This is a genomic window from Nonomuraea sp. NPDC047529 (assembly GCF_040642995.1).
Taxonomy (GTDB): Bacteria; Actinomycetota; Actinomycetes; order Streptosporangiales; family Streptosporangiaceae; genus Nonomuraea.
This window is the reverse complement of record NZ_JBEYTJ010000021.1, coordinates 135,049-159,303: the sequence shown is the minus strand read 5'-3', so window position 1 is coordinate 159,303 and position 24,255 is coordinate 135,049. Positions and strand designations below refer to the sequence as shown.

Here is a 24,255-nt window from a genome sequence, read left to right as displayed (position 1 = left end):
GTGAAGGTCGGGCCCGCGGTCAGGCGGGGTGGCGGGTGACCGGGAGGAAGACGCCGGTCGCCGCTTCGCGGGCCGTGACGGTGAAGGTCAGACCGGCGTCCACGGCGAACGTGACCTCGATCCGCGGCTCCCCGCGCCGCGCGGCGGGGATGCCGCCCACCATGTACGTCCCCAGCACCGCGTTGAGCGCGGCCGTCTCCTGCTCGCCCTCGTAGACCTCGACCCGCAGCGACGACTGGTGATCGGCGGTCGTGGTGAACGTGACCGTCCGCTCGGCGGGGACCGGGCTGCCGCGCTCGATGACCTTCCGCAGGACGCCGCCCTTGCCCCGGAGACCGAGCGTCACCGGCGTCAGGTCGGCCTTGAGCACGCTCGCCTGCCGCGCCGCGCCGATCGAGGCGGCCTCCGCCGGGCCGAAGCGCGTAAGGGGCACCTTGCCGCCGGACATCTCCGTGACCAGCGCCGTCACGGCCGGCATCAGGCTCGCGCCACCGGCCAGCACCACGTGCGCGAGGTCGGACACCTTGAGCCCGGAGTCCTGGAGCGCCCCCCGGAACGGCCCCCTGAGCCGGACGAGCAGGTCGGCGGTCAGGCTCTGGAACTCCTGCCGGGTCACCGTCGTGTCCAGGTGGCGCGGGGCCTGCCGGACCGTGGCCAGGTAGGGCAGGTCGACGCGGGCCTCCCGCGCGCCGGTCAGCTCGATCTTCACCCGCTCGGCGGCCTCGCACAGCCGCTGGAGCGCCACATTGTCACCGGTCAGGTCGACGCCGTGGGCCTCCCTGAACCGTCTGACCAACTCGTCCACGATGCGCTGGTCCCAGTCGTCGCCGCCGAGCCGGGTGTCGCCGTGGGTGGCCAGCACCTCGACGTAGCCGTCGCCGATGTGCAGCAAGGACACGTCGTAGGTGCTGCCGCCGAGGTCGAAGACCAGGACGGACCGGTTCTCCTCCTCGTCGAGCCCGTACGCCAGCACCGCGGCGGTCGGCTCGTTGACGAGGCGCAGCACGTTGAGTCCCGCCAGCGTGCCGGCCTCGGTGACGGCCTGGCGCTGGGCGTCGTCGTAGTAGGCCGGGACGGTGAGCACCGCGTCGGTGACCTGCTCGCCCAGGTACGCCTCGGCGTCCCGCTTCAGCTTGCCCAGCACGAGCGCGCCGACCTGCGGCGCCGAGTACGCCGAGCCGTCGATGCGCACCGACCAGTCGCCGCCCATCTCCAGGAGGACCGACCGGACCGTGCGTTCCGCGTTGACGACGGCCTGCCGCTTGGCGGGCTCGCCGACCATGATCTGGCCGTTCTTGCCGAAGGCCACCACGGACGGCGTCGCCGGCGAGCCCTCGGAGCTGGGGACGACGGTGGGCTCGCCGCCGTCGACGACGGTGATCACGGAGTTGCTCGCGCCGAAGGAGATGCCGACGGCCCGGCCCGTCCGGCGCGCGGCCCCGGCCAGGCGGATGCCCGGCGGCGGGGCGGGGGCGGGCCGGGGCCGCGTCCGCGCCGGTTCCGGCCTGTTCCGCACGAGCGGCAGCTCGTCGGCCGCGCCGGCCTGGCTGTACTCGGGCAGCGGCAGCCGCCGGTCGAGCAGCCGGTAGCGCAGCGCGCGGGTGACGTCCCCGATGGACAGGTCGGCGGGCCCGGTGGGGACGCCGTCCTGAAGGATCCTGAGCAGCTCGCCGGTGAAGGCGGTGTGGCGCTCTCCGGGCGGCGCGAGCGACAGGGTGTCCCTGGCCGAGGAGGTCAGGACGTACGCGCTGGTCGTGTCGATCAGCCCGCGCAGCGCCGGGCCGCTCATGCCGTGCGCCATGCCGCTGTAGCAGCAGTCGAGCACGACCACGGCGCGGGGCGCGCGGCGCTCGCGGATGATCTCCCGGATGACCGAGAACCGCACGCCGCCGATCCGCAGCCGGTCGGGCCGGGTGGTGGCGATGGGCAGCAACAGGTCGTTCTCGGTCTTCTCGCCGTGGCCGGAGTAGTAGATGAGGACGGTGTCGGCGGCCTCGGTCGCCGCGTCGTGGATGAGCCCGAGGACGTGGTCGGAGCTGGCCGGGTCGATGAGCTGCGCGCAGTGGTCGGGCCGCAGCCCCCACGAACGCGGGCCGGTGAGCACCTCGGCCAGGTCCGTGACGTTGGCCCGCACCGCCGGCAGGGCGGGCCACATGACCTGGTCGGTGTACGTCGTCGTGCCGACGAGGACGGCCCGGCACCGGGCCGGGTCGGGCCAGGCGCTCATGAGGCGGGCGGCTCCAGCATGTCGGCCAGCAGCCGGGCCACCTCCATCACCTTCGCCGGATCCTTGGCCGCCTCGACGGAGAGCTCCAGCGTGCGCTCGCCGTGGCTGACCTTGACCGTGAAGCTGTGGCGCCGTGTTCTGAGCCAGCCGGCCAGCGCCTGGACGATCGAGACGCCCAGCCCTCCGGACGCGGCGGAGACCGCGACCATGAGGGCGTCGACGGTCCCGTTCATGGCGCCCGGCTCGGGCGGCCCGGCCAGGGGCCGGATCTCCACGCCGCGGAAGGCGCTGTCGCCGCGGAGCTGGCGCTCCAGGGAGGAGAGGGCGGGGGCGGTCGGCGTCTCGCCGTCGAGGCGCACGATTACCTGCATGCCAGCAGTGTGGACCGCCCCCTGTCCCGGCACAACCGCCCGCAGCCACTCGGGAGCGCGGCCTACTCGGGGGTGCGGGCGGTGAAGCGGGGGCGCAGGCGGTTCTCGTACAGGGTGAGGGCGGCGGCAATGGCCATGTGCATGTCGAGGTACTGGTAGGTGCCCAGGCGCCCGCCGAACCAGACGTCCCGCTCGCCCTTGGTCAGGTCCCGGTAGCGGCGCAGCCGGTCGCGGTCCTGCGGGGTGTTGATCGGGTAGTACGGCTCGTCGGCCCGCCCGGCGAAGCGGGAGTACTCGCGCATGACGACGGTGGCGTCGGACGGGTACCAGGTGCGCTCGGGATGCAGGTGGCGGAACTCGTGGATGCGCGTCCACGGCAGGTCCTCGTCGGCGTAGTTGATCACCGACGTGCCCTGGAAGTCGCCGGTCGGCAGCACGGACGTCTCGAAGTCGAGCGTGCGCCAGCCCAGCTCGCCCTCGACGTGGCCGAAGTAGCGGTCCAGGGGCCCGGTGTAGACGACGGGCACCGCGCCGGCCAGGCTCTCCCGCAGGTCGAAGAAGTCGGCGCCGAGCCGGATCTCGATGTTGGGATGGTCGGCCATGCGCTCCAGCCAGGCGGCGTAGCCGTCGGTGGGCAGCCCCTGGTAGAGGTCGTCGAAGTAGCGTCCGTCGAAGGTGTACCGCACCGGCAGCCGGCTGATGATCTCGGCGGGCAGCTCGGCCGGGGCCGTCTGCCACTGCTTGGCGGTGTAGCCCCGGATGAACGCCTCGTACAGCGGCCGGCCGATCAGCGAGATCGCCTTCTCCTCCAGGTTGCCGACGCTGGTGATCTCGGCGGCCTGGCGGGCGACCAGCTCGCGGGCGTCGTCCGGGCCGAGGTGGCGGCCGAAGAAGGCGCAGATCGTGCCCAGGTTGATGGGCATCGGGTAGACCTGGCCCTTGTGCACCGAGTAGACCCGGTGCTCGTACCGCGTGAACGACGTGAACCGCTGGACGTAGTCCCACACGCGCGCGTTGGACGTGTGGAACAGGTGCGACCCGTACCGGTGGACCTCGATGCCGGTCTGCGGCTCCGGCTCGCTGTAGGAGTTGCCGCCGACGTGGTCCCTGCGCTCCAGCACCAGCACGCGCAGCCCCAGCTCGCTCGCGCACCGCTCGGCCACGGTCAGCCCGAACAGGCCGGAGCCGACGACGACCAAGTCGGCGTTCACGCGGCGGCCGGGAGCAGCCGGTCGAGCCATCGCCGCACCGGCAGCGCCAGCACGATCCCGGCCAGGACGAGGTGGACGGCGAAGAAGATCACGGCCACGGCGACGCTCGGCGGCCCGCCGACGAACACCGCGATGTGCGAGGCCCACGTCAGCGTCGCGGGCCGGCCCTCGGGCCAGTCGCCGAGCAACCAGTTCGACAGGTCGTTCAGCCCGGAGATCACGACCAGGACACTGGCGATCCCGACCTTCAGCACCCGGTCCGAGCGGGCGCCGCCCAGCCGGTAGGCGAACAGCACGGCCAGCACGGTGAACGAGTTCATGAAGAGCATGAACTGGTAGAGCTCGGGGAAGGCGGCCTTCTGGTCGGCGGACTCGGCGAAGGAGAAGATGTGCAGCACGTTGATCGTGTCGAGCACGCCCATGTAGCCGACGACCAGCGCGCACATCAGCGCCATCCCCAGCCCGGGACGCCGGGGGAACCCGGCGACGGCCAGCACCGCGAACACCAGCGGGCTGACCTTCCACAGGGCCTCGAACGGGTTGTCCAACGTACGGTCGGGCGGCAGGATCACCATGATCAGTGTCGCCGCCCCGGCGCCCAGTGCGGCGGGCGCCAGCCACAGCCAACGCCTCAACGATCGTCCTTCTCCGTGAAGAACGGTCCCAGCGAGAGGGCGTCCATGTCGGTCTTGAGGTAGCAGCGCACGGCGTCCTCGGGGGTGCACACGATGGGCTCCTCGTTGTCGTTGAACGAGGTGTTGACCACCATGGGCACACCGGTCAGCTCGGCGAAGCGCGAGATCATCGCGTGGTAACGCGGGTTGTCGGCCGCCGTGACCGTCTGGACGCGGGCGGTGCCGTCCTCGTGCGTGATCGCCGGCACCTTGTCCCGCTGGTGCTCCAGCACGTCGAACACGAGCAGCATGACGGGCGAGGGGTAGCCGCTGGCGAAGTACTCGCCGGAGCGTTCGGCCAGGCAGGAGGGCGCGAAGGGACGGAACGGCTCGCGGTGCTTGACCTTCTCGTTGAGCCGGTCCTTGGCGTCGGCGCGACGCGGGTCGGCCAGGATCGAGCGGTTGCCGAGCGCGCGCGGCCCGCACTCCATGCGGCCCTGGAACCAGCCGACGATCTTGCCGTCGGCCAGCGCCTGCGCGGTCGTGTCGTTGATGTCCTCGGTGCGCCGGTACTTGAGGCCGGCGTCCTGGAGCGCCCGCTCCATCTCCTCCTCGGTGAACTCCGGGCCGAGGAAGATGTACTCCTGGTCGCGCGGGCGGCGCATGCCGTACTTCTCCACGCCCAGCAGCAGCGCCGAACCCAGTGCCGAGCCGTCGTCGGCGGCGGCGGGCTGGGCGAAGAAGTCCTCGAACGGCGTCTCCAGCAGGATGCGGCCGTTCATGACGCTGTTCAGCGCGACGCCGCCGGCGGTGACCAGGCGGGTCTGCCCGGTCTTGGCCTGGAGCCAGCGCGCGACGTGCAGGCCGGTGCTCTCCAGCGTGGCCTGCAGCGCGTACGCGACGTCGGCGTAGTGCTGGGAGGGGGTGGCGCGCTCGCGCGGCCTGGCCGGGCCGAAGCGCTCCAGGAACTTGGGCGACATCTGGTGCTTGCCGGTGGCGTGGTGCCGGAACCAGCTCAGGTCCAGCTCGAAGCGGCCGTCGGGGCCGAGGCGGACCAGGTCGGCGAAGTCCTGCACGTACCGGTCGGTGCCGTACGCGGCCAGGCCCATGACCTTGCCCTCGTCCCTGGTGGGGTTGAAGCCGAGGTAGCCGGTGACGCCGGCGTACATGGCGCCCAGCGAGTGCGGGAACTTGATCCGCCGGATGTCGTGGATCCGGCCGCCCTTGCCCAGCCCGAGGTAGGTGGAGGTGCCGTCGCTGCCGATGCCGTCCCAGGTGATGATCGCCGACTCCTGGTACGGCGAGATGAAGAAGGCGCTGGCGGCGTGGGCGCGGTGGTGGTCCATCAGGTGGACCTTGAACTTCGTCCTGCCCCGGAAGTTCTGCGACTCGCGCAGGATCGTCTCCAGGGTGAACCCGCGCCGCAGGTGCAGCAGCAGCGCGCCGCCCACGTTGTAGTCGTCCGGGTGCGCCTGGCCCTTCTGGTCGGAGAGCGTCTCCAGCAGGCCGCTGGCCTTGTCGCCGTAGTCGCCGGCGTCGTTGCGGAAGACGGCCAGCGTCTGGGGCAGGTGCCGGAGGAAGTGGCCGGCCGCGTGCAGCGTCTCGCGTGGCGCCTGCCAGTAGTAGGCGACGTGGTCCACGTCGGCCAGCGTGATGCCGGCCTCCTCCAGGCAGTAGCGCACGGCCTGCGCGGGAAAGCGGCCGTCGTGCTTGACCCTGGTGAAACGCTCCTCCTCGGCGAAGGCCACGATCGTCCCGTCGGCCACCAGGGCCGCCGCCGAGTCGTGGACCTGGCTGATGCCGAGCACAAACATGAATGCCCCCTGACAATGCGCATGACCCAGCGGCCCCGCGTCGGAGATCTTCCTAACAAACCGTCCGGAAAGAAATCAATACCTATCTTTTTTCTGACACGTGCCGATATATTCCGCAACCGGGGTCGTAGCCGGGCGGGAATGCCCGGGCCCCATCGCGGGGTGAACCGGGGTTGATGCACGTGGTGAAGACCGTTCCATGAATGAACATCCGCTTCCAGTTCCGCCGGACGGCCTGGCACTCACCGTGGTCGTTCCGTGCCTGAACGAGGCCGACAACATCCCTGACACCTATCGCGAAATCGCAGACGCGCTGGGTGACCAGGGCGACCTCGAAATACTCTTCGTCGACGACGGCAGCACGGATGACACGCTCGCGCGCATTCGCGCGATCGCCGAGAGTGACAATCGGGTGTCGTTCATATCGTTGTCCAGGAATTTCGGCGTGGAGGCCGCCTTCTCGGCCGGTTATCGGTACGCCCGAAACCCCTGGGTGCTGCACCTGGACGCCGACCTGCAGTTCCCGCCGACCGAGGCCAAGCGGCTGATCGAGCGGGCCGCCGACGGGTACGACGCGGTGTTCGGCATCCGGGTGGACCGCAAGGACCCCTGGCCGCGGCGGACCGCGTCGATCGTGCACGACTGGCTGGCGCGGCGGCTGCTGGGCATCGAGATCCCGCCGCGCGCCACGACGTTCCGGCTGGTCCGTACGGAGATCGCGCGCCGGATCGTGGACCTGCGGCTCGGCACGCCCTACTTCCTGGCCACGCTGCCGCGCCTGACGCGCGCCTGGACGACCGTGCCGACCGCGCACCGGCCGCGGGTGCACGGCTCGTCCAAGGTGACCGTGCGCGGCCTGGCCAGGCACTCCCTGGACCTGTTCTTCGGCTTCTCGACGCGGCCGATCGCGGCCGCGGTCTGGGCGGGGCTGGTCGGCCTGCCCCTGGCGCTGCTGGCCGGGCTCACCGGCAGCACGGCGCTGTTCGGGCTGGCGCTGGCCGCCGCCCTGGCCGGGCTCACCCTGATGGCCCGGACGCTTCTGCACATCTCTCGCGGTCAGGCCCGTCCGCCGCTGTTCCTCGTACGGGAGGCCAACGTGCCGGTCGATTCCGCTGACCTGCTCGCCGGGAGGCTCGCATGACCGGCGACCGCCGCACCATCGCGGTCCTCGGCGGCGCGGACGGCGCCATCAGCACCATCCGCGCCGCGGCCCGCCTCGGCGTGCGCACGATCTGCGTGGACATGCGGGCCGACGCCCCCGGCGTCGCGCACGCCGACGAGTTCCTCGACCTCAGCACCCGCGACGTGCCGCGGGTCGCGCGGGCCCTGGCCGGACGCGCCGGCCTGGCCGGCGTGGTCTCCCCGGCCAGCGACGTCAACCTGCCCTCGCAGCTCGCCCTGGCCGCGCGCCTCGGCCTGCCGTGCGGGCTGTCGGAGGGCGCGGTGCGCGGCTCGGTCGACAAGGGCTGGTTCCGCGCGATGTGCGCCCGGCTCGGCCTGCCCGGCCCCCGCCACGTGAGCGGCGCCGAGGAGGAGGTGCTGCGGGACGCCCCCGGCCTGGGGTTCCCGCTCATGGTCAAGCCGGTGGACTCCTCCGGCAGCCGCGGCGTGTCCCTGTGCGCCGCCCCGGACGAGCTGCCCGAGGCCGTACGGCTGGCCAGGGAGTGGTCGCTGTCCGGGCGGGTCGTGGCCGAGGAGTTCCTGGAGGGCGCCCACTACACGGCCGAGGCGTTCGTGATCGGCGGGAAGGTGGCGCTGATCGGCCTGGCCGAACGGGAGCTGACTCCGCCGCCGCTGTTCATCACCGTCCAGCACACCATGCCGGGCCCGGCCCACGTCACCGACGCCGTGCGTCCGATGCTCGACGCGGTCTGCGCCGAGACCGGGCTGCGCGAGGGGCCGCTCAGCGCCGACGTCCTGGTGACCGGGACGGGCGAGGTCGTGCTCGTCGAGATGGGCGCCCGCCTCGGCGGCAACGGCCTGGCCGAGCTGCTGGGCCTGGTCCACGGCGTGGACGTGGTCGAGCAGTACGTGCTGTCGGCCATGGGCGAGACGCCGTGCCTGACCCCGGCGGCGACCCGGTACGGCGCGGTCCGCGTCCTGGGCGCCGAACGCGACGGGAAGCTGGTCCGGGTGGACGGCGAGGAGCAGGTCAGGGAGCTGCCCGGCGTCGTGGACCTGGTGCTGGCCGCCGCGCCCGGCGACCACGTCGAGCGCTACACCCGGGCCGGCGCCAAGCTCGGCTACCTGACCGCCGCCGCCCCCGACCCGGACGCCCTGACCGGCGTGCTGCGCGAGGCGACCGGGCTGCTCCGCTTCGAGATCGGGGACGGCCTGTGAGCCACGGACTGGGCGTCGCCGTTCGGGAGGTGCGGCACGTCGTGGACGCCTTCCGCGCCATCCGCCGCCCGCGCGCCGAGACCGACCGGCTCACCCTCGACGGCCTGCGCGACCTGCTGGCCTTCGCCCGCGCGCACGTGCCGCACTACGCCGACCCGCGCTACGACGTGCCCCTGGACAGCCTGGCCGACCTGGCCCGGCTGCCGATCCTGGACAAGGCCACCGTGCTGGACGGCGACCTGTCCCGCTTCCACACGCCCGGCCTGGGCGCGAAGGACTACCGGGTGGACCGTACCAGCGGGACCACGGGCCGCGTCCTGGAGGTCCGGCACGACGTGGCCGCCTACGGCTACCACGGCGCGACCATCTTCCGCCGCTTCCTGCTGTCGGGCTACCGGCCGTGGTGGCGGATCGCGCACATCAAGCCGTTCCCGCGCCCGCTGCGCTGGTTCCAGCGGATCGGCCTGTTCCCGCGCACGGTCATCGGCGCCGGTCAGGGCGACGCGAAGATCCTGGCCGACGTGCTGAAGGTGCGCCCGCACCTGATCATGGGCTACCCGGTGGTGCTGCGCGGGCTGCTGCGCGCCGCCGGCCCGCACGACGTGGCCCGGCTGCGGCGCACGCTGCGCATGGTCATGACCGACTCCGAGCTGCTCACCGACGAGGTGCGCGAGCTGCTGGCCAACGGCTTCGGCGTCCCGGTGTACGACGAGTACTCGGCCTACGAGGTGCTGACCGTCTCCACCCAGTGCGACCGGGGCGCGATGCACGTCGACGAGGACCGCGTCCGCCTGGAGATCGTGGACGACGCCGGCGCGCCCGTGCCCGACGGCGAGGACGGCGCGGTCGTGGTGACCCACTTCAGGGAGCGCGCGATGCCGCTGATCCGCTACCGCCTGGGCGACCGCGGCATGATCGTGCCGGGGGAGTGCGGGTGCGGCAACCGGTTCATGCGCATGCGCGTGACCGGCGGCCGGTCCGACGACTACATCACCTTCCCCGGCGGCCACCGCGTCTACACGGCCACCTTCCTGTCGCTGGCCATGTGGACGCCGGGCGTCGCCGAGAGCATGGTCCGCCAGGACGCCGACGGGAACGTCACCGTCCACCTGGTCCCCGACGCGGGCCGGGACTTCGACGAGGTGGCCACGGCCTACCGGCGCGGGCTGTCCCAGCAGGTGGGCGGCCCGGTCGAGGTGCGTTTCGAGCAGGCCGACCGGGTCACGCTCACCCCCGGCGGCAAGGGCAGGTTCGTCGAGTCGGCCCAGGCCGGCCCGTGACCGTGAGCCTGCGCCGCAGGCCCCCGCCACGCCTGGTGGCGGTGACCGCGGCCCTGTTCGCCGGGCGCGGCGCGTTCCGCGCGGCCCTGTGGACCGCCAACCTGGTGCTGCTCGGCCTCTGGGGCGCCGACGAGTTCGCCCTGTACGCCACCGCCAACGGCGTGTCCGGCTGGCTGCTGGCGCTGACGTCCAGCGGGATCGAGAAGGCGGCGCTCGCGCTGGTGCCGCGGCGCGACGGGCAGGCGTTGCGGCCGCTGTTCATGCTGCTGGCGGCCACCCCGTTCGCCCTGGCCGTGCCGGTCTGGCTGGCCCTGGTGGCGGCCGACCCCGGCGGCGCGCCCACCAGGTACGCCGCCGCCGCGGCCTACGCCTGCGGGCTGGGCTGCTGCGCGGTCATGGCGGCGCTGAACCGGCTGCGCGGCCGGGCGCGGATCGACGTGCTGGCCTACCTGACGCTCGCCGTCGCGCAGGCGTCCGGCGTGGGGCTGGTGGCCTGGACGGGCATGCGCGCCAACGCGCTGCTGGCCCTGCACGTCGGCGTGCTGGCCGTGCTCAACATCGTGCTGGCGGCCGGGCTGCTGCGCGGACGCACCGGCAAGGCGGACAAGGGCGCCCACCGGCCGGCGGTACGCGCGGCGGCGCTGCTCAGCGTCGGCGAGGTGACCAGCGTCGCGGCCACCTCGGTGACGTTCGCGTACTTCGCGCACCTGGACGACGCCCAGAAGACCAGCGTCTTCTACGTGTGGTCGGTGGCGCTGTCCGTGGTCGTCATGGGCGTGTCGTACCTGCTGCGGATCCTCCAGCCGCGGGTGGCGGTCTGGATCGAGGGCACGGGCGAGGCCGGCGCCCGGCGGATGGCGCGGCGCATCCTCGCGCCCGCCGTGCCCGCCGGGGCCGTGGCGGTGGTCGTGCTCGCGGTGGTGCTGGCGGGCGGCCAGCGGGGTGTGGTGGCGACCGGTGCCGCGCTGCTGGCCGAGGCGGCGCTGACGGCGGCCGTGCTGCCCGCGTTCCTGCTGGTGGAGAACACCGACGACCGGGGACGGCGGCTCGCGGCGGTGGCCGCGTGCCTGCAGTTCGCGGTGGTCGCCGCCGCCGGATGGTTCCTGGTGCCCGCCGCGGCGGCGTTCGGCGCGCTGCTGGCGTACTGCGCGGGCGAGGTGGTCAAGGGCGGCGTCATGCTGGCCACGCTGAAGAAGGAGACCTCATGAAGGGCTTGCCCAGCACGATCCCGGTGGTGCCGGTGCTGCGGAACCTGTACCTGGCGCGCTCGCGGGACCGGCTGGACCCGGCCCGGCTCAAGGTCGTGCAGGACCGGCTGCTGACCGGGCTCGTCCGCCACGCGCACGCCAACGTGCCGTACTACCGCCGCGTGCTGCCGGCCGACGCCGTGGCCGCGCTGTCCACCGCCGCCGACCTGGCCGCCCTGCCGCTGCTGGACCGGGCGACGCTGCGCGACCTGCCGCCCGCCGAACTGATGGCCACCGGGTTCACCCCGGACAACACCCGCGAGGCGCCCACCAGCGGGTCCTCCGGCGTGCCCATCCGCCCCTTCTACTCCGAGGGCGACCTCGGCTACCTGCGCGCCACCTACCTCCAGGACCTGCTGGCCTCGGGCCTGCGTCCCTGGGACCGGATCGGCTACTTCCGGGTGGGCGAGTTCCGGCCACACCGGCTGCAGCGGCTCGGCCTGGCCCGCACCTCGCACGTCAACACCAGCCGGAGCCTGGACGAGCAGGTCGACGCGTTCCTGCGCGGGCGGCCGACGTTCCTGTGGGGCTTCCCGGGCTGCATCGTCACCCTCGTGGACGAGCTGCGCCGCAGGAAGGTCGACTACCGCGGCGTGCACACCGTCATCTTCGCCGGGGAGACGCTCACCCCCGAGGCGCGCGAGCACGTGCTGGGCTACTTCGGGGCGCGCGGCCACGAGGTGTACGCCTCGGTGGAGGCGTACACGATCGGCCGCACCTGCCCCGAGGGCGCCATGCACCTGCGCTCGGCCGACGTGGTGGTGGAGGTGCTGCACGACGACGGCAGCGTGTCGCTGGCCGACGGCGAGGGCGAGATCGTGGTGACCCGGCTGCACGCCGAGGCGATGCCGCTGATCCGCTACCGGCTCGGCGACCGCGTGCTCATCGAGCCGGACGACTGCCCGTGCCGCGCGTTCCACACCCCGATCATCCGGCGGATCCAGGGCCGGACCGAGGACCGGGTGGTGGCCGCCGACGGACGTACGGTGCACGCCAACTTCCTCACCAACCCGGCCGTGATGCCGACGGAGGGCGTGCGCGGTGTGCAGGTCCTCCAGTACCGGCCGGGCGCGGTGGAGATCCTGCTGGTGCCCTCGCCGACGGCCCCCGCCGACCTGGCCGGCAGGATCCGGGACGCCGTGGCCGCCGTCGCCACGGACTTCGAGGTGACCGCGCGCACGGTGGACGTGATCACCCCGGAGCCCAACGGCAAGGTGCGCATGGTCAAGATCATGCACAACACGCCCACCTCCTGACCCCCGGCCCTCAGCTCGGCCCCAGCCATTCGCGCAGGCCGCGGGAGCCTGCGCGCCGTGCCTGCGCACGGCCGACTTCAGGGCCCGGTACGCCTGCAGGTCGTCGTTCTTGAACTGGCACAGGACCGGCCGGTGGCGCGTGATCCGAGGCAGCCCCGAACTCAGCACCTTGCCGTAGACCCGGCGCATGCCCGCCCGGGCCGGGTCGAGCCCCTTCGGCGCCGGGCCGAAATGCAGGTCGAACCCGCTCCAGCGCAGCGCCAGACAGACGTAGGGCCGCGTCTGCCGGTAGGTGGCGGTGAATCCCAGCGCCGCGTAGAACTCCAGGGTCCACTCGACGGACGCGCACGGCAGCAGCGGGACCCGTCGTCTCGTTCGGCCGGATCGCGGGCTCGGTCATCGATTCCACCTTTCGGGTCGTCCGGAGGATGCCGGCAGATGCGGCGCCACCTCGCATGTGGATCGTTCCAGGCGCTCGCCCGCCGGATCGCGCCGATTGAATCAATTCATTCACGCGAATTCCGCGACTCCCGGAATCGGATGATGACAGATTTGGTAGGTGCGCGATCCGGATGCGTGAATTCGTCGATGAATTGTCGTCCCGGGGCTATTTGTTGGAGGGGTGATTCAGGAATTCCCCTCGGGGGTGGCGCGAATTCGTGCCCGGCCCGTTTCTGATGTCGCCCGGCGCTCCGGCGACCGGGGGCGCTCACCGTGGTGGGAGGCATCGTGAGCCCTTTCGGTCGGCCGAAAACCGAGAGGGCGAGTGGGGCGGGTCGCGGGTGTGGATCTTCCTATTGAGGTCGCGGCGTACGGCCGCTTCCGGTCTTGACTAAGGGTGCGGCTCCGGGCCCGTTGTTATTGCGGACCTAAATGATCTTCTGGGTGCGGAGCGTGTCCCCCGGGTGGGCGCGAGCCGTCCCGCAGAGGTGATCCTCGCCGCCCTGCGCGAGGCCGGTCCCGGCCGGGACGGCGCGGCCGGGACCGGGGCCTGCTCCAGGCGCTCGGCCCGGCGGCGGCCGGTTCAGGCGGGCAGGGCCGGGTAGTCGGTGTAGCCCTCGGCGGCGCCGCCGTAGAAGGTGGCCGGGTCCGGGGCGTTGAGCGGCGCGCCGGTCGCCAGGCGGCGGGGCAGGTCGGGGTTGGCGAGGAAGAGCCGCCCGAACGCGATCAGGTCGGCGGTCCCGTCGTCGATCAGCGCGAGATCCTCCGGGCCGGTCGGGCGGTCGCCGGTGTGCGGGTTGAGGACGAGCGGGCCGGCGAAACGCCGCCGCAGGGCCCGCGTCAGCTCCCGGTCGCCCGCCTCCATGACGTGCAGGTACGCCAGCCCCAGCCCGGACGTCCGCCGCAGCAGCTCCTCGTAGACGGGCCCCGGGTCGGGCTCGCGCATGTCGTTGTCCGGCTTCCCGGGGGAGATGCGCAGCGCGGTGCGGTCGCCGCCGATCGCGTCGGCCACGGCGGAGACGGCCTCCACGGCGAACCGGGCGCGTCCCGGCGTCGAGCCGCCCCAGCCGTCGGTGCGCAGGTTGGTCCCGGGCGCGAGGAACTGGTGGATCAGGTAGCCGTTGGCGCCGTGCAGCTCCACGCCGTCGAAGCCCGCCTCGACGGCGTTGCGGGCGGCGCTCGCGAAGTCGGCGACGGTCTGCTCGATCTCGGCTTCGGTCAGCTCGCGCGGGGTGACGAAGTCCTTGACGCCGTCGGGGGTGAAGAGCTGTCCGCGCGCGGCCACCGGCGACGGCGCCACCGGGACCAGCCCCTCGGGCAGCAGGACCGGATGGCCGATGCGGCCGGTGTGCAGGAGCTGGGCGAAGATCTTCCCGCCCGCCGCGTGCACCGCGCCGGTGACCTCGCGCCAGGCGGCGACCTGCGCGGCGCTGTGCAGGCCGGGCGTGAACGGGTAACCCTGGCCGACCACCGACGGCTGGACGCCCTCGGTGACGATCAGCCCGGCGGAGGCGCGCTGGGCGTAGTACCGCGCCGTCAGGTCGGTCACCAGCCCGTCGCGGGCGCGGCTGCGGGTCATCGGGGCCATGACGACCCGGTTGGCGAGCTTCGTGCCGCCCACGGCGATCGGATCGAAGGTGATGGACACGGATGTCTCCTCGGTGGAAGGGGATGGAGGGAGGGAAGGGCGGGTCATCGGCGGCGCGGCAGCAGGAAGGCGCCTGCCGCCAGGGCCAGGCCGAGCCCGGCCGCGATGAGGAAGACCAGGTCGTAGCCGTCGGCGAGGGCGGCGGGGGAGCCCGCGGCGCCCACGGCGCCCGCGGCCGTCGCGAGGACCGCCAGCCCGATCGACGAGCCCACCTGGCTCGTGGTGTTGGCCAGGCCGCCCACGACGCCCGCCTCGCCCTCGGGCGCGTCGGCGGTCGCCGCGGCCATCAGGGTGGGGAAGGTCAGCCCGATGCCGGCCGCGACGAGCAACGTGGGCCCGAGGACCCCGGTGAGGTAGCCGCTGCCCGCCCCGGCCAGGGAGAGCCAGCCGAACCCGGCCACGAAGAACGCGCCGCCGCCGAGCACCAGGGGACGCGCCCCGGCCCGCGGCAGCAGGGCGGCCGCCCCCCGGGCGACCAGCATGAACGTCACCGCCGCCGGCGTCTGCCCGAGCCCGGCCAGCAGCGCGCTGAAGCCCAGGACGTTCTGCAGGAACAGGGACGTGAAGTACCACATCGCGATGGTGACCCCGCCGAACAGCAGCAGCATGCCGTTGCCGACGGCCACCCCGCGGATCCCGAGCAGCCGCAGGGGCAACATCGGCCGGTCGGTGAAACGCGCCTCGACCACGGTGAACACCGCGAGCAGCAGCAGCCCGGCCAGCACGGGCACGACGACCCGCCCGGACGACCAGGCGTGGTCGGCGCTCTGCATGACCCCGTAGATCAGCGCCGCCAGGCCGGCGGTCCCGGTGACCGCGCCGGTCAGGTCGAGCGGCTCGCGCCGCGCGGCCCGCGCGCCGGCCAGGGCCGTCAGGGCCACGGCGACCAGCAGCGCGCCGACCGGCACGTTGATCAGGAAGACCCAGCGCCACGACAGGCCGGTGGTGATGGCGCCGCCGGCCACCGCGCCGATCATCCCGCCGACGCCGCCCGCGGAGGACCAGGCGCCGAACGCCCTGGCGCGGGCGCCCGGCTCGGTGAAGTACGTGTTGATCACGGCCAGCGTGGCCGGGGCCATCATGGCGGCCCCTGCGCCCTGCGCGACGCGGGCCGCGACCAGGACCTCCGCCGCGCTCGCCAGGCCGGCGGCCAGGCTGGCGGCGGAGAACAGCAGCAGGCCGGAGACCAGCGTCCGGCGCGGGCCGAACAGGTCGGCGGCCCGTCCGCCCAGCAGCATGAAGCCGGCGAAGGCGAGCAGGTAGCCGTTCACCACCCAGGCGAGGCCGGTGGGGGTGAAGCCGAGCTCCGCGCGGATGGCGGGGAGGGCGACGTTGACGATGGAGGCGTCCAGGATGACCATGAACTGGCCGGCGCAGGCCAGCGCCAGGATCAGCCAGGCGGGGATGGTCCGGGGTGTGGCCCGCGGGGGCGCGGTGCCGATGCTCGTCATGAGTTCTTCCGTCCTTGGATGCGTGCCGCCGGGGAGGCGCCGTGTCAGGGGTGCGCTTCGCGATGTGCCACGCGTGGCGTCCCGATGCCGTGTAAGATTCGGTTACGCGGATAACTATTATGCAGATAACTAATTTCCGTCAAGGAGCGATCATGGACTTCGCGCAAGCCGACGCCGTCAACCAGGCGATCCGCCTGCTGAGCCTGCGCCACCGGGCCAGGGCCGCCACGCTGCTGACCCCGCTCGGCCTGCATCCCGGGCAGGAGGCGCTGCTGCTCGAACTCGCCCGCACCGGGCCGAGGATCCAGGCGCAGCTCAGCGAGGCCCTGGGATGCGAGCCGCCCAGCGTGACGCTCATGACGCGCAAGCTGGAGGCGTCCGGCCACATCCGGCGCACCCCGGCGCCGTCCGACAAGCGGGCCAGCGTGGTCGAGCTCACCGACAGCGGCAGGGCGCTGGCCGAGCAGGTCAAGCGGCTCTGGGTCGACCTGGCGGAGGAGACCGTGGCCGGGCTGCCGGCCGAGACGGTGGCCGGGCTGCCCGCCCTCATCAACACCCTGACCGACAACGTGGACAAACGCCCCGGCCGTCGCCACGGCCCCGCGGAGGGCGCGCGCCGGGCCGCGCAGGCACTGACCGGCGAGTACGAGCCCAGCGCCTCGGCGTGGGTCCGCGAGCACGTCGAGCAGATCATGCGCACCGGCACGACCGACGGCGTCACGATCAAGGACCTGCCCGTCGTGCTGATGAGCTACCGGGGCGCCAAGACCGGCAAGCTGCGCAGGACGCCGGTGATGCGGGTCGAGCACGAAGGGCGCTACGCGGCCGTCGCGTCCCTGGGCGGCGCGCCGGTCAACCCCCAGTGGTACGCCAGCGTGGTCGCCGAGCCGGTCGTCGAGCTCCAGGACGGCACGGCGACCGGCGTGTACCGGGCGCGCGAGGTGTCGGGGGAGGAGAAGGACGCCTGGTGGCGGCGGGCGGTGGCGGCGTACCCCGACTATGCCGACTACCAGCGCAAGACCGAGCGCCAGATCCCGGTCTTCGTCCTCGAACCGCTCGGCGACCAGGGATAGCCGGGCGACCGTCGGCCGCGACGGCGGGAGCCGGGTCGAGTCCGTGGTGCCGACCTGGATCCCGTACCGCACGCCGGTCGCCCGTAACGGCGGGGGCGGCCCCCGCGACCGTGCCCTGAGGCGTGATCGGCCGGGTGTGGGTAGACGGAGGGGGAGCGGACGGGAGGCGGTAGGTGATCGAGAGGCTCGTCCCGGACAACGTCGTCGTCTCGACCGCGTACGGCGACCCGCCCGGCGTGCCGCTCTTCCCCGAGGAGCGGGCGGCGGTCAGGAAGGCGGTCGCCGAACGGCGGCGCGAGTTCGCCACCGTACGGCACTGCGCCCGCGAGGCCCTGGCGGCCCTGGGCATCCCGCCCGCGCCCATCGTCCCCGGCCGGCGCGGCGCGCCGCGCTGGCCGGCGGGCGCGGTGGGCAGCATGACGCACTGCGCGGGCTTCCGCGCGGCGGCGGTGGCCGGCGCGTCGGACGTGCGGAGCATCGGGATCGACGCCGAACCGCACGAACCCCTCCCCGAACGCGTCTTCCGCATGATCGCCCGGCCCGAGGAGGCCGCGATGGTGCGCGAGCTCGGCGCCCTCAGGCCGGGCACCCACTGGGACCGGCTGCTGTTCAGCGCCAAGGAGGCGGTCTACAAGGCGTGGTTCCCGCTGACCGGCGAGTGGCTGGGGTTCGAGGACGGCTCCCTGACCTTCTCCCTCGACGGCCGCTTCCGCGCCAGGCTGCTGCCGCCGGACGCGCCCGTGCCCGGGTTCGCGGGCCGCTGGACGGCCGGCCACGGGCTGCTGGCCACGGCGATCGTCGTCCCCCGGTAGGTCAGGCGCGCCGTCCGGGCTCGACGAGCTGGTCGTGCTCGGCCCGGCGCAGGCGTTCCTCGGCGGTGAGCTCGACGCGTCTCATCGCGACGCGCAGGATCGGCGGGGCCATGAGCGAGGTGACGATCGCGACGACGATCACGATCGTGTACATCGCCGTGTCGATGATGCCGATCCGCAGGCCGACCATCGCCACGATGACCTCGATGACCCCGCGCGCGTTCATGCCGGCCCCCAGCGCGAACGCCTCCCAGGCGCTCATCCGGCTCAACAGCGCCCCCAGGTACGCGCCCAGGAACTTGCCGACGATCGCCACGCCCAGCACGACCCCGGACGCGGCCAGGACGTCGGGCCGGGCCAGGAGCGTGAGGTCCATGCGCAGACCGGCCGTCGCGAAGAACAGCGGAGCCAGCACGCTGAGGACGATCGTCCGCAGCGGAGCCAGCCACGACGCGTCGGCGTGGCCGGAACGCCCGAGGAGGACGCCGCAGACGAACGCCCCCAGGATGGCCTCCAGGCCGAGCGCGTGCGTCCCGGCGGCGGCCAGCAGCACCAGCACCACGGCGGCGGCCCCGGCCGTGCCCGGCTCGGCCGACCGGGTGGCGGCCCGCATCGTCCAGCGGACCAGCGGCCGGCCGACCCAGAGCGCGAACGGCACCAGCGCGGCCAGGTAGACCAGCGACAACACGATCTGGCCGGTGCGCACACCCGTCGTCGCCATGGCCGAGACGATCGAGAGCATGAACCAGCCGAACGCGTCGTCCACCATCCCGGCGGTCAGGCAGAGCTGGCCGACGTCGCGGTGCAGCAGCTTCATGTCCGTCAGCGTCTTGGCGATCACGGGGATGGCGCTGACGCACGTGGCCACGCCCAGGAACAGGGCGAAGACGGTGACGCTGGTGCCCTCGACGAGGAGCGAGGCGGGCAGCAGGTAACCGGCGGCCACGCCGAGCGCCAGCGGGACGACCAGTCCGGCGACGCTCACCTTGGCGGCCGTGGCGCCGCGCCGCCGGACCAGGCCGAAGTCGAGCTGGATGCCGGTGATGGCCACCAGCAGCAGGACGCCGACCTGGCCCACCGCGTCCAGCAGGTGGAGCCGGGTGAACGTCAGGGCGGGGACGACGTGGCCGAGCAGGGACGGGCCGAGCAGCACGCCCACCGTCAGCTCGCCGACGATGGCGGGCATGCGCAGGCGCGCGGCCAGCCGGCCGAGCAGGACGGCGAGACCGAGGAGCAGGCCCAGTTGCAGCATGAAGACCAGCAGGTCGTGGGCTCCCAGAGGCATGTCAGGCACAGGAGAGGCTAGGCCGATCGGGCGCCCGTCCTGCTGCTCAATATTGAGCCCGCCCGCCCGCTGGTCGGGGGCCCTGCTCAATATTGAGCGGAGCTTCCCGCGCCCGTGGGCGACATTCGGGGCATGACGAAGCCGGCGCAGTATCAGACCACCCTGCCCCCCGACCAGTTGCTGCACTCGGGCAACGCGGGCCTGATCGTCCACCGCGTGGGGATGCTGGAGTACGGCATGGCCCGCGAGGGCCGCGACTTCAGCGTCGACCTGCTCGACTACATGAACCGCGCCCAGGCCGGCGTCGCCACGACCTTCTGCTACGAGGAGGTCTTCGGCGTCCGCGAGCGGCTGCACTGGTTCGTGCACATGAAGTCCCCCGAGAAGTACAGCAAGCTCATCGAGATGGTGGACCACGACGAGGCGTTCCAGCAGATCTCGCTCAAGGACCGGCTGCCCAAGAAGGGCGGCGGCAACTGGGAGAAGATGTTTGTCCACGGCAGTCTCCAGGAGACCGTCATGTGCCCGCAGCACGGGTTCACCGACGACGTGCACGACGTGCCCGGCACCTTCGTGCCGCCCGCGACGCACCAGACCACCCAGAAGGAGCAGCTCAACTCGGCGACCGCCGGCGCGATCGTGCTGCGCACCGCCGACGCGCGCTACGAGCTGCGCGAAGAAGGACGGCAGTTCCTCTACGACTGGTCCCGGTACGTCAACGCCGACCTCGAAGGCCGCGCCACCGCCTACATCTACGAGCAGACGTGGGGCCGCCAGGACCGCCTGCACGCCCTCATCCACCTGCGCGAACTGGACGACTACCAGGCCGTGCGGGAGCTGGACCGCAGCGAGGGCATGCGCAAGGAGGTCTACGACGTGGAACGCGTCCCCGAACGGCACGGCGGCGGGCAGTGGGACCGGCTGTTCGTGCCGACCAGCATCCACGACGTCCTGATGGTGCCCTAGGCCATGGCTCTCGGGATCGAGGCGATCAACGCGTACGTCGGCAGGGCGTACACGGACGTCCGCGCGCTGTTCGACGCGCGCGGCCTGGACGTGAACCGCTTCGGCAACCTGATGATGGAGCAGCGCTCGGTCAACCTGCCCTGCGAGGACCCGGTCACCAACGCGGTCAACGCCGCCCGCCCGCTGCTGGACGCGCTCACCCCCGAGGAGAAGGACCGGATCGAGCTGCTGGTCGTCGGCACCGAGTCGGGCCTCGACTTCGGCAAGCCGATCAGCACCTACATCCACCACCACCTCGGGCTGAACCCCGCATGCCGCTCGTTCGAGGTCAAACACGCCTGCTACGGCGGGACGGCCGCGCTGCAGTGCGCGGCGGCCGTCGTCGGCGCGAGCCCGATCCCCGGGGTGAAGGCGCTGGCCATCGCCACGGACGCGGCCAGCGGCACGGCCAAGTCCACCTACTGGGAGCCCTCCGAGGGCGCCGGAGCGGTGGCGATGCTGGTCGGCGAGGACGCGCGGGTGCTCCGGCTGGACCCCGGCGCCAGCGGCTACCACACCTTCGAGGTGATGGACACGGCCCGGCCGCGCCACGACACCGACGCCGTCGATCCCGACCTGTCGCTGCTGGCGTACATGCGCTGCGCCGAGGAGTGCTTCGCGGCCTACGGGCGGCGGGTGGCCGGGGCCGACATCGTGGACACCTTCGACTACCTGGCGCTGCACACGCCGTTCGCCGGGATGGTGAAGGGCGCCCACCGGATGCTGCTGCGCAAGCTCAAGGGCATGGGGGCGGAGGAGATCGAGGCCGACTTCGCGGCGCGGGTCACGCCGTCCCTGGCCTACGGCGTGCGGGTGGGCAACACCTACTCGGCCGCGCTCTACCTGGCGCTGTGCTCGCTCATCGACCACGGCGCGTTCGACGCGCCGAGGCGGGCGGGGCTGTTCTCGTACGGGTCGGGCTGCGCGTCGGAGTTCTTCAGCGGCGTGATCCCGGCCCAGGGACGCAGCGGCATCGCCAGGGCGCTGGACGAGCGGCGCGAGATCGGCGTCGAGGAGCTGGACGCGCTGACCGAGCTGAGCGCCGACCGCGCCTTCGGGGTGCGGGACGCGGTGCTGGACCCCAAGCCGTACGGCGACCTGTACGAGGACGCCTTCGGCGGGCGCGGCCTGCTGGTGCTGGACCGCATCGCGGACTTCCACCGGGAGTACAGATGGAGCTGACCTCGGCGACCCTGCGGCACACGCTGCGCCGTCGCACGATCGACGACCGCGCCATCGACGAGCTGGGCGCCGCCCTGGACGAGGCCGAGCGCACCCCCGGCTGCCGCATCCTGCTGCTGGAGGGCGGCGACGGCGTCTTCTGCACCGGCATGGACCTGGAGGAGGCGGCCGGCGCCGACGTCGCCGACGGCGGCCGGGCGTTCTACGGGCTGCTGCGCCGCTTCACCGAGACGCCGGTGACGGTGGTCGCCCGCGTGGACGGCCGGGTGGCCGGCGGCGGCGTCGGCCTGGCCGCGGCCAGCGACTTCGTCTTCGCCAGCGGGCGCAGCACCTTCAGCCTCCCCGAGGCGCTGTGGGGGCTGCTGCCGTGCTGCGTGCTGCCGTTCCTGATCCGGCGCACGGGCTTTCAGAAGGCGTACGCGATGACGCTGAGCACCCAGCCGGTGAGCGCCGCCGAGGCCGCCGCCTTCCACCTGGTGGACGAGGTGTCGGACGACCCGGAGGCGCTCGTGCGGCGGCTGGCGTACCGGCTGACCAAGCTGGACCGGTCGATCGTCACGGACATGAAGCGCTACTTCCGCGAGCTGTGGATCCTGTCGGACGAGACCGAGCAGGTGGCGGTCAAGGAGTTCGGCCGGCTGATGTCCAGCCCCGAGGTGCGCCGCAGGCTCGTGGACTACGCGACCGAGAAGAGATTCCCCTGGGAACGCTAGAGAGGAACGCGCCTGATGTCCGTCGTGTGGGTTTTCCCCGGGCAGGGGTCGCAGCGCAAGGGCATGGGGGCGGGCGCCCTGGAGCGGTACCCCGGCCTGTGCGAGCGCGCCGACGAGATCCTCGGCTACTCCGTCGCCGAGCTGTGCGACGACCCGGTGCGGCTGCGTGACACCCGTTACGTGCAGCCCGCCCTCTTCACCGTCAACGCCCTGAGCTTCCTCGCGCGGCAGGAGGCGGGCGGACGGCCCGACTACCTGGCCGGGCACAGCCTGGGCGAGTACGCGGCGCTGTTCGCGGCCGGCTGCTTCGACTTCGAGACCGCGCTCGCCCTGGTCAAGCGGCGCGGCGAGCTGATGTCGGCGGCGGACGGCGGCGCCATGGCGGCGGTCCTCGGCGCCGACCCCGAACGGCTGGAGGAGCTGCTGGCGGGCACCGGCGTGGACGTCGCCAACTACAACTCCCCCGAACAGGTCGTCCTGGCCGGGCCCAAGGACGAGCTGGACGCGCTCCGCCGCGGCGCCCCCGGCAAGTGGGTGCCGCTGAGCGTGAGCGTCCCCTCGCACTCGCGCTACATGGAACCGGCCGCCGCCGCCTTCGCCGAGGCGCTGGAGGGCGTCCGCATCGAGGAGCCGCGGGTGCCCGTCATCTCCAACGTGACCGGACGTCCGTACCGGGCGGGCGAGGCGGCCGAGCTGCTGCGCCGCCAGATCTGCAACCCGGTGCGGTGGGTGGACGGCCTGCGGTACCTGATGGCGCAGGGCGTGTCCGAGCTGGAGGAGATCGGGCCCGGCGACGTGCTCGGCAAGCTGTGGCAGGTCACCCGCCGCCACCCGCCGGAACCCGCCCCCCAGGAACCGGCGATGCCCGCCCGGCCGGCGACGCCCGCCGTCCGGGAGCCGGTGACGCCCGCCGTCCGGGAGGCCGGGGTCGTGCTCGGGTCGGCCGAGTTCCGCGCCGACTACCGGGTCCGCCACGCCTACCTGGCCGGATCGATGTTCAAGGGCATCGCGTCGGCCGACCTCGTGATCAGGATGGGCCGGGCCGGGCTGATGGGCTTCTTCGGCGCGGGCGGGCTCACCCCGGACGAGATCGCCGCGGCCCTCGACACCATCCAGGGCGCCCTCGGGCCGGACGGCGCGTACGGCGTGAACCTGCTCCACGGCCTCGGCGAGGAGGGCCTGGAACGCGAGACGGTGGACCTGCTGCTCCGCCGCGACGTGCGGCACATCGAGGCCGCCGCCTACCCGCACCTCACCGCCCCCCTCGTGCGCTACCGCTACAGCGGCGCGCACCGCGACGCCTCCGGGCGGCCGGTCGCCGTCCGGCACGTGGTGGCCAAGGTCTCCAGGCCCGAGGTCGCCGCCGCCTTCATGCGTCCCGCGCCGAAGGCCGTCCTGGAGCGGCTCGTCCGGGAGGGCGCGCTGAGCGCGGCCGAGGCGGAGGTCGCCGCGGAGCTGCCGGTCAGCGCGGACGTCTGCGTCGAGGCCGACTCGGCCGGGCACACCGACGGGCGCTCGCCGTACGCGCTGATGCCCGCGATCCTGCGGCTGCGCGACGAGGCGATGGCCGCGCACGGCTACGCCAGGCGCATCAGGGTCGGCGCGTCCGGCGGGATCGGCGCCCCGGAGGCGGCCGCGGCCGCGTTCGTGCTCGGCGCCGACTTCATCGTCACCGGCAGCGTCAACCAGTGCACCCCCGAGGCCGGGACGTCCGACGCCGTCAAGGACCTGCTCGCCGGGCTCGACGTGCAGGACACCGCCTACGCCCCGGCCGGCGACCTGTTCGAGCTGGGCGCGCAGGTGCAGGTGGCCAGGAAGGGCACGCTGTTCCCGGCCCGCGCGAACAAGCTCTACCAGCTCTACCGCCAGTACGGCTCGCTGGAGGAGATCGACGAGCGGACCAGACGGACGATCCAGGACAAGTTCTTCCGCCGTTCCTTCGCGGAGGTGTGGGAGGAGACGCGGGCGTTCCTGGCCGCGCGCAGGCCGGGCGAGCTGGCTCGCGCCGAACGCGACCCCAAGCACCGCATGGCGCTCGTCTTCCGCTGGTACTTCGTCCACACGATCAGGCTGGCGCTGCGCGGCGAGGCCGGACGGCAGGTGGACTACCAGGTCCATTGCGGGCCCGCCATGGGGGCGTTCAACCGGTGGGTGGCCGGCACGGAGCTGGCCGACTGGCGGGCCAGGCACGTCGACGTCATCGCCGACCGGCTGATGGAGGCCGCCGCCGGGCTGCTGGAGGCCCGGCTGCGCGACCTGACCAAGGACGGTCAGACTTGATCAGA

At 73.0% G+C, this 24,255-nt stretch carries 19 protein-coding genes; 11 read left to right on the top strand and 8 right to left on the bottom strand.

The window, feature by feature from the left end:
- Window positions 1-19: 19 nt before the first annotated feature.
- From ABZ815_RS29895 to ABZ815_RS29875, 5 genes are all read right to left on the bottom strand, one after another.
- On the bottom strand, window positions 20-2,227 hold the full coding sequence (locus ABZ815_RS29895) for an Hsp70 family protein (protein ID WP_357703696.1): 2,208 nt from the start codon (window positions 2,225-2,227) through the stop codon (window positions 20-22).
- Window positions 2,224-2,598, bottom strand: a complete 375-nt coding sequence (locus ABZ815_RS29890) for a hypothetical protein (protein WP_357703694.1) — start codon at window positions 2,596-2,598, stop codon at window positions 2,224-2,226. Before ABZ815_RS29890 ends, ABZ815_RS29895 begins: the two co-directional genes overlap by 4 nt.
- Before the next feature lie 62 nt (window positions 2,599-2,660).
- Window positions 2,661-3,809 carry a UDP-galactopyranose mutase gene (gene glf / locus ABZ815_RS29885; RefSeq protein ID WP_357703692.1) on the bottom strand — a complete coding sequence of 383 codons (1,149 nt, stop codon included), beginning with the start codon at window positions 3,807-3,809 and terminating at the stop codon, window positions 2,661-2,663.
- Window positions 3,806-4,444, bottom strand: coding sequence for a hypothetical protein (locus tag ABZ815_RS29880; RefSeq protein ID WP_357703690.1), 639 nt, complete (start codon window positions 4,442-4,444; stop codon window positions 3,806-3,808). Before ABZ815_RS29880 ends, glf begins: the two co-directional genes overlap by 4 nt.
- On the bottom strand, window positions 4,441-6,237 hold the full coding sequence (locus ABZ815_RS29875) for a carbamoyltransferase C-terminal domain-containing protein (RefSeq protein ID WP_357703688.1): 1,797 nt from the start codon (window positions 6,235-6,237) through the stop codon (window positions 4,441-4,443). The genes ABZ815_RS29880 and ABZ815_RS29875 overlap by 4 nt, the downstream gene beginning before the upstream one ends.
- Window positions 6,238-6,436: 199 nt before the next feature.
- Between ABZ815_RS29875 and ABZ815_RS29870 the strand changes: the two genes are divergently transcribed.
- From ABZ815_RS29870 to ABZ815_RS29850, 5 genes are read left to right on the top strand one after another with little or no spacing between them, the layout of a single operon-like run.
- Window positions 6,437-7,378: a glycosyltransferase family 2 protein gene (locus ABZ815_RS29870; RefSeq protein WP_357703686.1), complete on the top strand. Its 942-nt coding sequence runs from the start codon at window positions 6,437-6,439 to the stop codon at window positions 7,376-7,378.
- Window positions 7,375-8,577, top strand: a complete 1,203-nt coding sequence (locus ABZ815_RS29865) for an ATP-grasp domain-containing protein (RefSeq protein ID WP_357703684.1) — start codon at window positions 7,375-7,377, stop codon at window positions 8,575-8,577. The genes ABZ815_RS29870 and ABZ815_RS29865 overlap by 4 nt, the downstream gene beginning before the upstream one ends.
- Window positions 8,574-9,857, top strand: coding sequence for a hypothetical protein (locus tag ABZ815_RS29860; protein WP_357703681.1), 1,284 nt, complete (start codon window positions 8,574-8,576; stop codon window positions 9,855-9,857). The genes ABZ815_RS29865 and ABZ815_RS29860 overlap by 4 nt, the downstream gene beginning before the upstream one ends.
- Window positions 9,854-11,065, top strand: coding sequence for a hypothetical protein (locus ABZ815_RS29855; RefSeq protein ID WP_357703679.1), 1,212 nt, complete (start codon window positions 9,854-9,856; stop codon window positions 11,063-11,065). Before ABZ815_RS29860 ends, ABZ815_RS29855 begins: the two co-directional genes overlap by 4 nt.
- A complete protein-coding gene (locus tag ABZ815_RS29850) occupies window positions 11,062-12,360 on the top strand; it encodes a hypothetical protein (RefSeq protein ID WP_357703676.1) in 1,299 nt (432 codons plus the stop codon). Before ABZ815_RS29855 ends, ABZ815_RS29850 begins: the two co-directional genes overlap by 4 nt.
- A gap of 1,024 nt (window positions 12,361-13,384) precedes the next feature.
- On the opposite strand, the gene ABZ815_RS29845 is transcribed toward ABZ815_RS29850, so the two are convergent.
- Window positions 13,385-14,449, bottom strand: coding sequence for an alkene reductase (locus ABZ815_RS29845; RefSeq protein ID WP_357703673.1), 1,065 nt, complete (start codon window positions 14,447-14,449; stop codon window positions 13,385-13,387).
- A 44-nt stretch (window positions 14,450-14,493) separates the two neighbouring features.
- A complete protein-coding gene (locus ABZ815_RS29840) occupies window positions 14,494-15,900 on the bottom strand; it encodes an MFS transporter (protein ID WP_357703671.1) in 1,407 nt (468 codons plus the stop codon).
- A 152-nt stretch (window positions 15,901-16,052) separates the two neighbouring features.
- Here ABZ815_RS29840 and ABZ815_RS29835 point away from each other — a divergent pair, with 152 nt between their 5' ends.
- Together ABZ815_RS29835 and ABZ815_RS29830 are read left to right on the top strand one after the other, a co-directional pair.
- Window positions 16,053-16,973: a nitroreductase/quinone reductase family protein gene (locus tag ABZ815_RS29835; protein WP_357703669.1), complete on the top strand. Its 921-nt coding sequence runs from the start codon at window positions 16,053-16,055 to the stop codon at window positions 16,971-16,973.
- A 173-nt stretch (window positions 16,974-17,146) separates the two neighbouring features.
- Window positions 17,147-17,785 (top strand): 4'-phosphopantetheinyl transferase superfamily protein, encoded by a 639-nt coding sequence (locus ABZ815_RS29830; protein ID WP_357703667.1) that lies wholly within the window; start codon window positions 17,147-17,149, stop codon window positions 17,783-17,785.
- 1 nt (window position 17,786) lies between these two features.
- Here ABZ815_RS29830 and ABZ815_RS29825 read toward each other — a convergent pair whose 3' ends face one another.
- Window positions 17,787-19,070 (bottom strand): cation:proton antiporter, encoded by a 1,284-nt coding sequence (locus ABZ815_RS29825; RefSeq protein ID WP_357703664.1) that lies wholly within the window; start codon window positions 19,068-19,070, stop codon window positions 17,787-17,789.
- 132 nt (window positions 19,071-19,202) lie between these two features.
- Here ABZ815_RS29825 and ABZ815_RS29820 point away from each other — a divergent pair, with 132 nt between their 5' ends.
- The 4 genes from ABZ815_RS29820 to fabD are packed head-to-tail and all read left to right on the top strand — an operon-like array spanning window position 19,203 to window position 24,250.
- On the top strand, window positions 19,203-20,036 hold the full coding sequence (locus ABZ815_RS29820; RefSeq protein ID WP_357703662.1) for a DUF6039 family protein: 834 nt from the start codon (window positions 19,203-19,205) through the stop codon (window positions 20,034-20,036).
- 3 nt (window positions 20,037-20,039) lie between these two features.
- Window positions 20,040-21,257 (top strand): hydroxymethylglutaryl-CoA synthase, encoded by a 1,218-nt coding sequence (locus tag ABZ815_RS29815; protein ID WP_357703660.1) that lies wholly within the window; start codon window positions 20,040-20,042, stop codon window positions 21,255-21,257.
- Window positions 21,248-21,970 carry an enoyl-CoA hydratase-related protein gene (locus ABZ815_RS29810; protein ID WP_357703657.1) on the top strand — a complete coding sequence of 241 codons (723 nt, stop codon included), beginning with the start codon at window positions 21,248-21,250 and terminating at the stop codon, window positions 21,968-21,970. The genes ABZ815_RS29815 and ABZ815_RS29810 overlap by 10 nt, the downstream gene beginning before the upstream one ends.
- Before the next feature lie 15 nt (window positions 21,971-21,985).
- Complete coding sequence (fabD, locus tag ABZ815_RS29805; protein WP_357703656.1) at window positions 21,986-24,250, top strand: ACP S-malonyltransferase; 2,265 nt, start codon at window positions 21,986-21,988, stop codon at window positions 24,248-24,250.
- Window positions 24,251-24,255: the final 5 nt, after the last annotated feature.